Source organism: Persicobacter sp. CCB-QB2 (genome assembly GCF_001274635.1).
Classification (GTDB): domain Bacteria; phylum Bacteroidota; class Bacteroidia; order Cytophagales; family Cyclobacteriaceae; genus Persicobacter; species Persicobacter diffluens.
Window position 1 is genome coordinate 407,196 of sequence record NZ_LBGV01000001.1, and the last position, 13,379, is coordinate 420,574.

Sequence of the window (13,379 nt, forward strand, 5' to 3'; positions counted from 1 at the left end):
GTGAACCCTGTGGGCTCACCTAAGATCATTTATTTGATTAGTTCCTCTGGTTTATCCGATGGGTGTTGCCCGGGAAATTCATTATCGAAGTCATTCCAATATTCCTGAATGGTAGTCTTCATTTCTTTATGAAGCGTCAGTATGCCGAAGAGGTTCGGCAAGGTCATCAGTGCAATGGCGATGCCCGAGAATGTCCAGATAATGGTGGTGTCGGTGAAAGAGGCAATGAAAAAAGAGACGACATACACCACCCGGAACCAGATGACTGATCTGCTGCCGAAAAGGAAGGTCATGGCCCGGTCTCCGTAGTAGGACCAGGAAATGGCCGTGGAAAAGGCGAAAAGTAGTAGCCCAATGGTGACGATATACTTTCCTTTCTCCCCCAAAAAGCTTTTCGTGAAAGCTATGGCCGTCAGAGGAGAGGAGTGCAGCAGTGATTTTCCCTTAAAAATGATACTTGCTTGACTGTCCCATTTGCCCTTGGTAAAGCGCAGGCTTCCATTATAGGGCATGGTGCCCTTTTCGGTTTTGGTGAATATTTGGATGTCCTCCGCCCAGGACCGGTTATGAAAGACCGTTACATTATTTTGTATTTGCCCGTCAACCACCTGCATCTCACCACTAAAGGTGGGCAGGCTTTTGCCCCCGCTGAAGTATTTGGCCACCGCGGTTTTATCGGCCTGATTGTTTTCATTGAAATGGTCCCTGAGTACGACCATATCAGAGTTTTGGAAAACGTTTTCATGCTTTTCTTTCCAAACACCCGAGGAAAGTAATACTAAGCCGGTTAAAGAACAAATGACGATGGTATCAATAAAGGGTTCCAAAATCGCTACCATTCCCTCTGATACCGGTTCGTGTGCTTTCGCAGAGGCGTGTGCAATAGGTGCTGATCCCTGACCGGCTTCATTGGAAAATAAGCCCCGACCGACTCCTTTGGTAAAAGCAAAGGAAATCGCAGCGCCTAAAAATCCTCCCGATGCGGCGGATCCGGTGAAAACATCCTGAAATACCGCTGATAGGGAAGGTAAAATATTTTCATAGTTATAAATGATGACCAATAAGGCTCCAACAAGGTAAATAAACGCCATAGCAGGCACTAATCTTGAGGTGACCGCCGCGATTCTCTTAATTCCTCCGATGATGACGCCTGCCAAAAGCACGGCCAATACCGCTCCGGTGATCCAGTGGGGAATGCTGAAAGTGGAGAACATGGCGTTGGAAATGGAGTTAATCTGCGGCAATGAACCCGTCCCGAAAGAAGAAATTACCGTGAAAATGGCAAATGCGGCTGCCAGTTTAGGCATTTTCAGGCGGTTTTTCATAAAATACATCGGTCCGCCGGCCATGGTGCCATCCGCTGTTTTTTCCCGGTATTTGTGGGAAAGGGTAACTTCCACAAATTTGGTGGTCATGCCGAAAAAGGCGGTGACGACCATCCAAAAGATGGCGGCAGGACCTCCCAGGTGTACCGCTAGTGCTACGCCGGCTATATTTCCGGTTCCAACGGTGCCACTTAAAGCAGTGGATAATGCCTGAAAATGAGAGGTATCTCCCTCATCGGTGTCCTTATCGTATTTGCCTGAAAGAATTTTCAGTGCATGTCCGAAATACTTGATTTGGGGAAAACCGAGATAGATGGTGAAGAACAAACCCGTTCCTAAAAGGGCGAAGACAAACCACATCGACCCGCCAATATAGCTGTCGATGGTGGCTAGAAAGTTGTTAAGTGATTGAATCATTTGGTATTAGTCAATGAAAATTGGGTTTATAGCACCCCTTGGTTAAGATTTTGGTGAGGGGGAAGATTAAAAGAAAAGACAATATTATGAAAAATTGCCTTAAACTTAATTTTTGATGCCATTTTTCTTGATTTGAGAAATTTTATTTCGTGAATTTTCAAAGGGATTAGAGATGATATTTTGGGATACTTTCTATCCCTTTTAGCACAGCGAAAAGAGTTTGGAATACGGGCGCATATAGCGCTGAGACCTTTAATTTTCCTTTTTTTTCGGCGAATAATAATTACATTTGTTCAGCTGTTAATCAGCTTAAAACCGTAGAACAAAACCCAAATTTTTTAATATGGAGTTAAAAAAAGTAGCGCTTAACGATTTGCATGAAGAATTAGGTGCAAAGATGGTTCCTTTTGCAGGCTATAATATGCCTGTTCGGTATACCTCAGATATTGAAGAGCATAAAACCGTAAGGGAAGGCGTCGGGGTCTTTGATGTATCCCATATGGGCGAATTCATGTTGAGAGGTCCAAAAGCTTTGGATTTGATTCAGCGCGTGACCTCCAATGATGCTTCAAAGCTATTTGATGGCAAGGCGCAGTATTCCTGCTTACCGAATAAGGATGGTGGAATTGTAGATGATTTGCTGGTTTACCGCATTTCGGAGCAAGAATACCTTTTGGTAGTGAATGCTTCCAATATTGAAAAAGACTGGAACTGGATTTCTTCTTTCAATACCGAAGGCGTAGAGATGGAGAATATTTCAGACAGCATGTCTTTGTTTGCCGTTCAGGGGCCGAAGGCAGAGGAGGTATGCCAAAAACTGACGGATGTAAAGCTTTCAGAAATGGGGTATTATACCTTCACTATGGGGCGCATTGGAGATGTGGATGATGTGCTGATTTCTGCTACGGGCTATACCGGTGCCGGTGGATTCGAGCTTTATGTCATGAATGAAGATGCGGAGGAAGTTTGGGAGGCTTTATTTGAAGCCGGAGCAGAATTTGACATTAAGCCCATTGGTTTGGGTGCGCGGGATACCCTGCGTCTGGAGAAAGGATTCTGTTTGTATGGAAATGACATCGACGATACCACCTCTCCTCTGGAAGCTGGTTTGGGTTGGATCACTAAATTCACCAAAGACTTTACCAATGCCGAGGCCCTGAAAGCTCAGAAAGAAGCGGGTGTTACCAAGCGATTGGTGGGCTTTATTATGGAAGAAAAAGGAATTCCACGTCATGATTATCCTATTTTCGATGCGGAGGACAATGAAATTGGTCGTGTGACTTCCGGATCTATTTCACCTATGCTGGAAAAGGGAATCGGGCTGGGATATGTGGAGAAAGCATTTTCAAAAGCGGGTTCTGAAATTTTCATTGGGGTGAGAAAAAGAAGACTAAAAGCGGTGGTGGAAAAGCTGCCTTTATACAAGGACTAAAATAAAAAAAGCAGTTTGAGGATTTTCAAACTGCTTTTTTTTGATTGAATATTATTAAAGAATAATCTGCGGAGCAAAAAACAAAACGATTAGCGGAAGGATAGCCACAAATAAGGCGATGCGGTAGGCCCATTGCAATCGGTTTTCAATGACTACTTCTCGTCTTCGGTAGAAATGGTAATCTTCCTCTCCCTCTTCCTGAAAATAGAAATGATAGGGAAGACGAATATAGTAGAACAAAGCGATAACGGTATTCAAAACGCCAAATACCAATAAAAGCAGGTAGATGGTGGTTGAAGTAGTCTCGTATTGTTCCCATAACGCCAGAAAGACCATCAGTTTGGCATTAAAGCCGGCAGTAGGAGGGAGTCCGGTCAGGGAAATCATAACGATCACCAATCCGATTCCCCAAAGGGCATGTTTCTTACCCATGCCATTAAAGTCTTCATAAGTGATGGCCTTCTTACCGGTTTCAAAGTATTGCACCAGCCCAAAAGCGGCCATATTCATGATGCCATAAATCGCGGCATAGAACAGACCGGCATCCCAGGCCGATTTTGCCGGAACGATGATGCAGGCGATCAGAAATCCGGCATGGGATACTGAAGAATACGCCAGCATTTTTTTGACCTCCTTTTGTCCCAGCGCCAGTAAATTTCCGGCCGTCATCGAAACCAGGGCAATAAAGCCTAAAGCCACAATAATGGCCTGTTTTGCTTCTGCAGAAAGTGGGGGCAAGAGCTGCATGATTCCCATAAAGCAGAAAAAGGCGGCAATTTTTGGTAAAGTGGCAAATAGTGCGGCGATAGGGGTCGGCGCATTTTGGTATACATCTTCCACCCAGGGATGAAGCGGTACCGCGGTGAGCTTGAATAAAAGTCCAATTACAGCCAGAAAAGCAGCAAAAGCCAAAATGCTAACCGGTGCCGTTGATAAATTCATCCAGAAGGAACCGTCTGTCAGGGATAAAGTGCCGGTCAGGCCATAAAGAATGGACATGCCGTAGACTGTTAATGCAGAAGCAATTGCGCCGAATAGCAGGTATTTTAAGGCGGCCTTATTTCCTTTTTCATTAAAGCTGAAGGCAGTTAGCCCGTAAGCGGAGAAAGAAAGAAGCTCTACCGCCAGATAAATCATTAATAAGTTATCTGACATCACCAGCGCTGAACCTCCCAATAGGATGGCGGCTTTTAACAACCAATATTCCATTCTTTCTTCATTTTTAAGCTGTACTTCTACGGCACTTAAATGAAGGGAAAATAAATACAGACCGCCCAATAAAAGCTGCCCGGCAATGCGGTAGTTGTCCAGGCTGATCATGCCCAGAAAACCATTATCCCACTGCCCGTTCCACTGGTTGATTTTTAAGAGGATATAACCGATACCGAAAATCCAGCTCAGGGATTTTCCGACCATAGCCGGCTTTTTCCATGGAATAATGCAGGCAATGGTCAGTAGCAAAATCAATGCTGCCACCATAGCCTCCGGCAAAACCATGGGAAGGGACTGGATGATATTTTTTAAAATTGAAATATCCATAGGAAAAGGCTTAGGCTCCCATTACCAATTTGATCCAGGCGCCCACGCTGCCGTTAATTAAATCAAGTAGTAAAGCTGGGAAAAGTCCATAAAGAATGGTTCCGATCACTAAAGGAATCATAACCACATATTCTTTGGAGGTCATATCGACCATGGCCGATTCCCATTCCGGCTGACGTACAAAGTATTTTCCAAAGAACATTCTTTGAAGTGTCCATAAATAATAGGCAGCCCCCAACAGTAAGCCTAGTAAGGAAACAATGGCCATCCATCTTGGCAATAAGCCATTGATGCCCGAAGAGGAGAATGCGCCCAGGAAGACGAATACCTCAGCAATAAAGCCGCTGAAAGCAGGCAGTCCCAAAGAAGCAAAGAAAGCAATAATCACAATGGTAGTGAACTTTGGTAGCTTTTTGGCCAGCCCACTGTAATTTTCAATTCTCCGGTCATGGGTACGGTCATAAATGAATCCGGCGATCAGGAATAGTAAGGCGGAAATTAATCCGTGGCTAAACATTTGATAGATCGCACCACTTACCCCTTCTGCTGTACCGGAGGCCAAGCCCAATAGTACAAAACCCATATGGGAAATGGATGAATAGGCAATTAGCTGTTTCAGGTCTTTTTGAGCCAAGGCGTTCATCGCACCATAAATGATGGATAGCATGCCGATAAATCCTACCACCCATGCCCAATGATGGCCCGCATCAGGGAATATGGCGTATGCCGTTCTAAGCAGTCCGTAACCTCCTATTTTCAATAAGATGCCGGCCAATACGACTGATACCGGCGTGGGCGCTTCCACGTGTGCATCCGGTAACCAGGTGTGGAAAGGCACCATGGGCAGTTTAATTCCAAAGCCTATAAATAATAATAGGAATGCCCAAAATCTGAAGTTCATACCTAATAATTGTCCTTCATAAAGGCTGCTGAAAATGGAATCGGGAATGAAATTTTGCGCATCCATCATATGCACCATATTGAAGGTGCGTACGATTTTGTCCGCTGGAATCAATTGGTTGGCTAAAGCATCCTGTACTTTCAGAATTATGGACGGATCTACTGCGCGAAAGTCCTGCGCCCAACCCATTGCAACGGCCGTCATTTGAGGGTCAATCACAGAGCTGTATAGTCCGATCATGACCAATAAAATTAATACCGAGCCCAGCAGGGTATATAAGAAAAATTTGATTGCAGCATATTCACGGCGTGGTCCGCCCCAGATTCCGATCAGGAAATACATCGGAAGCAGCATGAATTCAAAGAATACATAGAAAAGGAAGAAGTCCAGGGAAACAAAACAGCCCATAATTGTGCCGCTCAATAACAGCATCAGGGCGTAGTACCCTTTGGTTTGTGTAGTAATTCCCCAGCTTCCGTAAACGGCCAACAGCATGACCAGGGCAGAGAGGAGCACCAGGCTAATATTGAGTCCGTCAATACCGACGAAATATTGAATGGAAAGCTGCCCTAAGCTTCCTAATTGCATATGGATCCAGTCCAGTTGCTGAACGAACTGGTAACCTTCAATAGCGTTAACGCCTACCGGAGCACCTTCCCCACTGAGGTAATTTCCTAAAAGGATTAGGGCTAAAACAAACTGCGCGCCCACACCACCAATGGCGATTGGACGATACCAGTGATTTAAGCTGGAAGGTAGAAATAATAAAATTCCCGCCAGTAGAAGCGGGAGAAATATCATGATGCTGATAAGTTGTTCTATCATAGAGGTTGATCAATCCCGATTTTGATTGTTGAAACACAAATAACAAGGCGAAATTACGGGACTGCATTGAAAAATACTATTAATCCAAAAATTTCCTTGTGGCTTAAGTCGTTCATTGAACAAAAACAAAATTTCTTGTTGTTATTCAAATAAATTCCAAATTAACCACGGTTATTCCTGCTTAAACTCTTCTTGAGCTGGCAAGCTGGAAAATCGAAGGAATTTTTCCTATTACGAGTTTTTTCCAAGGAAGCAAATGAATGAGGAGTAAGCCTGTTTACGCCAATTTGGGCGATTAAAAAATCAGAAACACCGAATCACGAATAAAGGACAATTCCATTAGATCGATCTACTTACTTATTCAGGCGGTGAATAATTCAGCTAAAGAATAGCGTCGGGTTATTCCTGTTCCACCAGGGCGGATTCGCTTACCTTTGGTAGGCTGAAGCTAAAGGTGGTGCCTTCGCCTTCTACAGATTCAAACCAAATGGTGCCCTCATTTTTCTCTACAAATTCTTTACAAAGCAATAAGCCCAGGCCGGTTCCTTTTTCATTGGAGGTGCCCATGGTGGAGTGCTTTTCTCCCACTTTGAATAATTTGTCCTGTGCGTTTTTATGTATTCCAACCCCATTATCCTGTACTGAGATAATGACTTTATCCTGCTTTTCCTGTACCAGAATTTTAACTTTCCCGCCACTTTCAGTGAACTTGAGTGCATTGGAAGTCAGGTTTCGGATTACGGTGTCAATACATTTAACGTCCGCAAAAACCTGATATTGTCCAAATACCTCTTTTTCTAATTGAATGTTTTTATTCGCTGCTTGTTGGTACAGGAGTTCAATGTTTTTTTCAATTAAAGAATTTAGTTCAAAGGATTCTGCTTTTATTTCCAAAGCACCAGTCTGAGAGCGTGCCCAGATCAGCAGGTTTTCCAATAGGCCAAAGAGGTTTTTCAGAGAGCCATCCAGATCAGTGGCCAGCATCTTGATTTCCTCTGTGCTCATGTGTTCGGTATGGTTCATGAGCAGGTTGGAGAAGGAACGCAGGCTGTTTAAAGGTCCTTTTACATCATGCGAAATAATGGAAAAGAATTTATCTTTCGTATGATTCAGGGCTTCCAGCTCTTCGTTTTTTTGTTTAATCTGATGATTGGCCAGGGAGATTTTTCTTCTGTTTCGGATAATCAGGGTGATAATCAGCCCTAGTATCAGGATGATTGCCCCAAGGAAAACCATATAAATTTGCTGTTCCTTGTTTTCTGCTTCATGCTCGCGCTGGGCAGATTTTAACTCTTCTTCCTTTTCCTGGAACTTAATTTTGGATTCCAACTCGGCAATCCGGCTATTGGAAGATTCCGCGATAATTAATTCGTCTAACTGTCTTTGGTTATCCAGAGATTCCTTCGCTTTTTCATAATCCTGAAGGCTACTGTATATAATGGTCAGCTGTTGATAGCCTTTCTGCATGGTGTGTTTCATGCTTTTTTTCCAGGCAATTTTCAAAGACTCCCGCACCAGTTTAATGGCTTGATTGTTTTTATTGAGGTCTTTCTTCCCTTGATCAGATTTGGCCAATGCCATGCCGGAAAGTAAAAGGTTTTGCGCCAAAGCCAGGCTGTCACCAGTATGCCTTTCTAATTTTCTGGCCTTGGTCAGATAACTCAGGGCCATTTCAAATTCGTTTTTCAGGATGAAAACTTCTCCTAGGGCCTGGTGACTTTCATAGATGCCTTTTGGATAGGATAATTCCTGAAAATTGCGAAGGCTTTCTTTTAGTAAAAACTCGGCTTTGTTCAGATTATTCATCTGTCGGTAAGCTTTGCCGGCAACTAACTGATATTCTGCCTCCAGATTTTGGTTTTTTAGTTTGAAGGTTAGAGCTTTTGCGGAATCAAGATTCAGCTCTATTTTATCTTTGTCTTTGGTTTTTTCAGCGAGTTGCGCCTGATCCAAATATAGCAGTAGAATCTCTTTTTGTAAACTCCATTTGCGGGCCATTTGCATGGCTTCCGAATAGCATTCCTCGGCTTTTTTGTAGTCCCCTAATTCACTGTTGATGATAGCCTGTACTTTTTTAGTCTTAATAAGCCCGATCTGATCATTAGCGGCTTTATTGAATTTTAAGGCTTCCAGGCAAAAGTGCATTGGATTCAGGAAGTCTACTTCTCCCTGGTAATCATCTCCCAGGAACTGAATTTCCTTATCATCGTTTTTCAAAAAAAGAAATCCCCCAAAGTCCCGGTAAAACAGGGCCTCTCCCATATAGGGCAGTGCACGGCCAATAAGTAAGTTGTTCTCTAAGGCAGTAGCTTTCACCCAGGCATTTTCAGCAAGCTTGTAAGCTTCATGTGGATTGCCGTTCATTTTCTTCTCAGCTTCTTCCAAAAGTAGCAGTACTTCCTCTTCGGCAGAAAGGGGCGTGTCATTATTGGCCTGACTTTGGGAAAGGCTGAAAAGTAGAAAAATAGTAAAAAGAGTTCTGAAGTATCCTGACATCAGTGGTAATAAAAGTGTATTTGCTAGGGTGAAAATTGATAGCCAATTTAGGCCTTTTTGAGTAATTTTGGGGAGGAAAACCTATTTTTTTAAGATTAATCCAATAAATCTTGTGGCAGATTATAGTTTTTATTCCTGCTTTTCAGGGGCTCATGGTTTTGAAGCTAAGAAAAAAAAATACTATCTTTGAGATCAGGAGCGTACAACATGGTACGTTATTTATCCGGTAGATATTAATCTAATACCCGAAATCATCCGTTTAAAGTACCAATGTTTTTAGCAACGATCCTCCCAAGGGGTCGTTATTCTTTTTTTAATCATTTAGGTAAATTATATCATGAGTAATATATCATACTATACCGAGGAAGGCTTACAGAAATTAAGAGACGAGTTGAGAGACCTTAAATTACGTGGTCGTGCAGATATTGCACAACAAATCGCAGAGGCGCGTGATAAGGGTGATTTGAGTGAGAATGCGGAGTATGATGCAGCAAAAGATGCTCAGGGCCATTTGGAGGCCAAAATTGCTCAATTGGAAAACGTGGTGGCGAATGCCCGCGTGATTCGTCAGTCCGACATTGATATTTCCAAAGTTTCTATTCTGTCTACGGTGAAAATCAAGAATATGAAAAACGGAATGGAAGTAAAATATACCTTGGTTTCTGAGGAAGAAGCAAACCTGAAGCAAGGGAAGATTTCTGTGAAGTCGCCGATCGGAAAAGGTTTGATGGGCAAGAAGGTTGGAGAGATTGCAGAAGTTACCGCTCCGGCAGGTAAAATTGAATTTGAAGTTTTGGATATTAGCATGTAATTTCCCTGAGGAAATCAATCCATCAAAATCATGGCGAGTATATTCACCAAAATCATCAATCGAGAGATCCCCGGTCAAATAGTAGCGGAGGATGATCACCATATTGCCTTCCTGGACATTAACCCATTAGTGGAAGGTCATACTTTAATTGTCCCTAAAAAAGAGGTCGACTATATCTTTGATTTATCGGATGAAGAGTATGTCGCATTGCAACTTTTTGCGAAAAAAGTTGCTGCTGGAATAAAAGCAGCAATCCCTTGTTTGAGAATTGGGGTGGCGGTCATTGGATTAGAGGTTCCACATACGCACATTCACCTGGTGCCGCTGAATGATATGGATGACATTAATTTTAGTCGTCCGAAATTGAACCCCTCGGCGGAAGAGTTGAGTCAGACCAAAGAAAAGATTGCAGAGCAGCTTTAAGCCCGCCTTCTTTTTAGGTTTAAAAATATTGGAAGAGTCATCCTTTTTAGGGTGACTTTTTTTATTGCCCTGAAGCGATTAAAACAGATAAATGTGGAGTAAAAACCATCCTGTTTCCCTCAGTGGATTTTTTAGGTTGTTGCACTTAAAGGTTTTGTTGTGTTAAAAATTAAAGAAAATAGCTTAATTATAGGGATTGTTGCGCCAGGTATTTGGATCTGATTAAAAACAACTTCAACTTCGCAACATCCTAAGAAAAAGGTTTGAAAAATACGATAAAACATATCGCCCCATTAGTGCCAACTCAAGGCCAAAACCGACGACGCTGCCAAGCGTTGAACGGGCGACGTATTATGCGCCGACGATAAAATCGGTGCGCCTCCGCCTTTAACCAGTCCTTTGCTGGTTCATATTAACAGGATTAAATTTTACCCTTTATTATATTTATTGATGAAAACTGTACAGTTGAACGTACTTAACAGTACGATCATCAGAGGTACGATCTTACTTCTGATGCTTTGTGGAAATGTGAGATGTTGGGCACCGGTTTATGCGCAATCAGCACAAATGATCAGTGGTCATGTTGTTGATGAAAATGGACAAGAAATGCCTGGAGTTACCGTGATGATTAGCGGCACCTCTCAGGGTACCATTACCAACCTCGAAGGTGGTTTTGAATTAACTACTGCGCTCCCTACTAATCTACACTTTTCTTATGTGGGCTATGCTGATCAGGACCTGACAGTGAGTTCCGCAGACCAATCTTTACAAATTCAGTTAGATCCTACTGATGTAAAGTTAAATGATGTCGTCATTCTGGGGTCCAGAAACGCCAACAGAGCACTTACCGAAACGCCCGTTCCGGTAGACATCATCGCCCTCGACGAAGTAACCAACTCGACAGGGCAAATGGATTTATCACAATTATTACAATTTGCTGTTCCTTCCTTCAACTCCAACCGTCAGGCGGGTTCCGATGGAAGTGACCACATTGATGCCGCCACTTTGAGAGGCATGGGCCCGGATCAGGTGTTGATTTTGGTGAATGGCAAAAGAAGACATACTTCCTCCTATGTCAACCTATTGGGAACCAGAGGTAGAGGTGCGGTTGCGACTGACCTGAATACCATTCCGGTATCCTCTATTGAAAGAATTGAAGTGCTTCGTGATGGCGCTGCTGCACAGTATGGCTCAGATGCTATTGCCGGAGTCATTAACATTGTATTGAAAAAACAAACCGGAGCAGGTAGCTTGAATGCTGGAGCGGGAATCACCCAGGAAGGTGATGGCGAGAACCTGATGGTCTCCGGAAATTATGGCTGGAAAGCCGGAAAAGACGGTTTTGTAAACGCCTCGGTAGAAATTAACAAAAGAGGCATGACCGACAGAGCACCTGAAGGGGAGATGCGGGTGATCGGTGATGCGGATGTTTTGAACATCGGAACCATGTTGAATGCCGAATTTGGGGTAAGTGAGAAAACAAGCATTTACGCTTTCGGTGGATTTAATTATAGAGATGCACTTTCCGGTGCCTGGGGAAGAGAGGCGAATGATCCTGAAAGAAATATTCTGGAAATTTACCCGAATGGTTTTGTGCCTTATCTGGCTTCAGAAGTAATTGATAACTCGCTTGCCTTTGGTGTAAATTCTGAATGGAAAGGCTGGAAGATCGACCTGGGAAATGCTTTCGGTTACAACCAATCTTCTTTTGACATCACCAAGACATTGAATGCCTCTTTGGGCCCTGATTCTCCTACTTCTTTTTATGCAGGTAAATTCCAGTATGCTTCCAATACTACTAACCTGGATCTTACTAAATTCTATCCTTCGGTAATGGAAGGTTTGAACATTGCCTTTGGTTCTGCTTTCAGAGTGGAGAATTATCAGATTCACCAGGGCGAAGAGGCCAGCTGGAAAAATTACGGTTATGTGGACAGCGAAGGCAATGTGAAGGCTGGTGGTGCGCAAGGATACCCTGGTTTCAGACCAGAAAATGAGGTGAATGAAAGCAGAAATAACATCGGTGGATATGTGGATGTTGAACTGGACCTAACGGAGAAATTCATGATCGGTACGGCAGTTAGAGCCGAGCATTATTCTGATTTTGGCTCCACGGTGACCGGTAAAATTGTATCCAGATACAGCCCGGTAGAAATGTTGTCGATCAGAGGAGCGGTAAGTACCGGTTTCAGAGCGCCATCTTTACAGCAGGCTTACTATAACTCCACTTATACGGACTTCGTCGGTGGTGTAGCACAGGATGTGGTATTGGCGAGAAATGATTCTGAAGTGGCCAAAGCTTTGGGTATTCCGGAATTGAAAGAAGAGCAATCTCAGAACTACTCTTTGGGGATGACCTTGACGCCGGTGGATGGTTTGACCATTACTTTGGATGGTTATCAGATCAATGTTTATGACAGAGTAGTAGTAACTGGCTATTTTGATTCAGAAGATCCGGATGTAGGGCACATTTTGCAGGAGCAAGGCGTGGATCAGGTCGCTTTCTTTACCAATGCGGTAGATACGAAGACTTATGGTTTTGACTTTGTAACGACTTACACCACCAATATCGGTCAGGATAAATTGACCGCGAGTTTGGCAGTGAACCATAACGTAACGGAGGTTACGGCGGTGCATACTTCCGATCAGTTGGCGGGCAAAGAAGATATTTACTTTGGTGAGCGGGAAAGATTATTCTACGAAGGTTCTGCGCCAAAGTGGAAAGGTAATGTGATGTTGAATTATCAGCATAATAAGTGGTCGGCGATGATCAGAGCCAACTATTTTGGTCAGGTAACCTTAGGAACCTGGACGGGTGATGGAATGGTTGCGGTTTATGATCCTAAAACCACCACGGATGTATCTTTTAGCTATCATCCGACAGATAAGTGGAACTTTACGCTGGGCGGATCAAACATTTTCAATGTGTATCCGGACAAGCAGGATCCTTATGAGACTGATAACGGTGGTTATTGGGATCCGGTGCAGATGGGCTTCAATGGGGCTTATTGGTACTCTAAAGTTTCTTTTAATTTCTAGTATTCCAATTAAATCTGGATATTCGTTCAAGCCTCGGCCTTTTGGGTCGGGGCTTTTTTAGTCTAATACGAAAGGGTGATGTGGGGGAGACAGGTCACAAACTAAGTGAAGGAATGGGAAATGGATTGGAGTGTGAATTTTAGCCACAGATTTCACAAATTTTCACTGATT

The 13,379-nt window shown here is 43.3% G+C and carries 8 protein-coding genes; 4 read left to right on the top strand and 4 right to left on the bottom strand.

Translation table 11 applies throughout. From position 1 onward, the window contains the following. Nucleotides 1–29 precede the first annotated feature (29 nt). Nucleotides 30–1,742 carry a sodium:alanine symporter family protein gene (locus NG22_RS01965; protein WP_253275641.1) on the bottom strand — a complete coding sequence of 571 codons (1,713 nt, stop codon included), beginning with the start codon at nucleotides 1,740–1,742 and terminating at the stop codon, nucleotides 30–32. A gap of 343 nt (nucleotides 1,743–2,085) precedes the next feature. Here NG22_RS01965 and gcvT point away from each other — a divergent pair, with 343 nt between their 5' ends. Then, complete coding sequence (gcvT, locus tag NG22_RS01970; protein WP_053404157.1) at nucleotides 2,086–3,174, top strand: glycine cleavage system aminomethyltransferase GcvT; 1,089 nt, start codon at nucleotides 2,086–2,088, stop codon at nucleotides 3,172–3,174. A 54-nt stretch (nucleotides 3,175–3,228) separates the two neighbouring features. Here the strand turns inward: gcvT and NG22_RS01975 are convergent, their stop codons facing one another. From NG22_RS01975 to NG22_RS01985, 3 genes are all read right to left on the bottom strand, one after another. Then, nucleotides 3,229–4,713 (bottom strand): NADH-quinone oxidoreductase subunit N, encoded by a 1,485-nt coding sequence (locus tag NG22_RS01975; RefSeq protein ID WP_053404158.1) that lies wholly within the window; start codon nucleotides 4,711–4,713, stop codon nucleotides 3,229–3,231. A 10-nt stretch (nucleotides 4,714–4,723) separates the two neighbouring features. Then, nucleotides 4,724–6,439 (bottom strand): NuoM family protein, encoded by a 1,716-nt coding sequence (locus tag NG22_RS01980; RefSeq protein ID WP_053404159.1) that lies wholly within the window; start codon nucleotides 6,437–6,439, stop codon nucleotides 4,724–4,726. A 399-nt stretch (nucleotides 6,440–6,838) separates the two neighbouring features. Further along, nucleotides 6,839–8,935, bottom strand: coding sequence for an ATP-binding protein (locus tag NG22_RS01985; RefSeq protein WP_053404160.1), 2,097 nt, complete (start codon nucleotides 8,933–8,935; stop codon nucleotides 6,839–6,841). Nucleotides 8,936–9,272: 337 nt separating this feature from the next. Between NG22_RS01985 and greA the strand changes: the two genes are divergently transcribed. From greA to NG22_RS02000, 3 genes are all read left to right on the top strand, one after another. After that, complete coding sequence (gene greA, locus NG22_RS01990; protein WP_053404161.1) at nucleotides 9,273–9,746, top strand: transcription elongation factor GreA; 474 nt, start codon at nucleotides 9,273–9,275, stop codon at nucleotides 9,744–9,746. 30 nt (nucleotides 9,747–9,776) lie between these two features. Beyond that, nucleotides 9,777–10,169: an HIT family protein gene (locus tag NG22_RS01995; RefSeq protein ID WP_053404162.1), complete on the top strand. Its 393-nt coding sequence runs from the start codon at nucleotides 9,777–9,779 to the stop codon at nucleotides 10,167–10,169. 450 nt (nucleotides 10,170–10,619) lie between these two features. After that, the gene (locus tag NG22_RS02000; RefSeq protein WP_053404163.1) at nucleotides 10,620–13,208 is read left to right on the top strand and encodes a TonB-dependent receptor; all 2,589 of its coding nucleotides are present in this window, start codon (nucleotides 10,620–10,622) and stop codon (nucleotides 13,206–13,208) included. The last annotated feature ends 171 nt before the right edge of the window (nucleotides 13,209–13,379 follow it).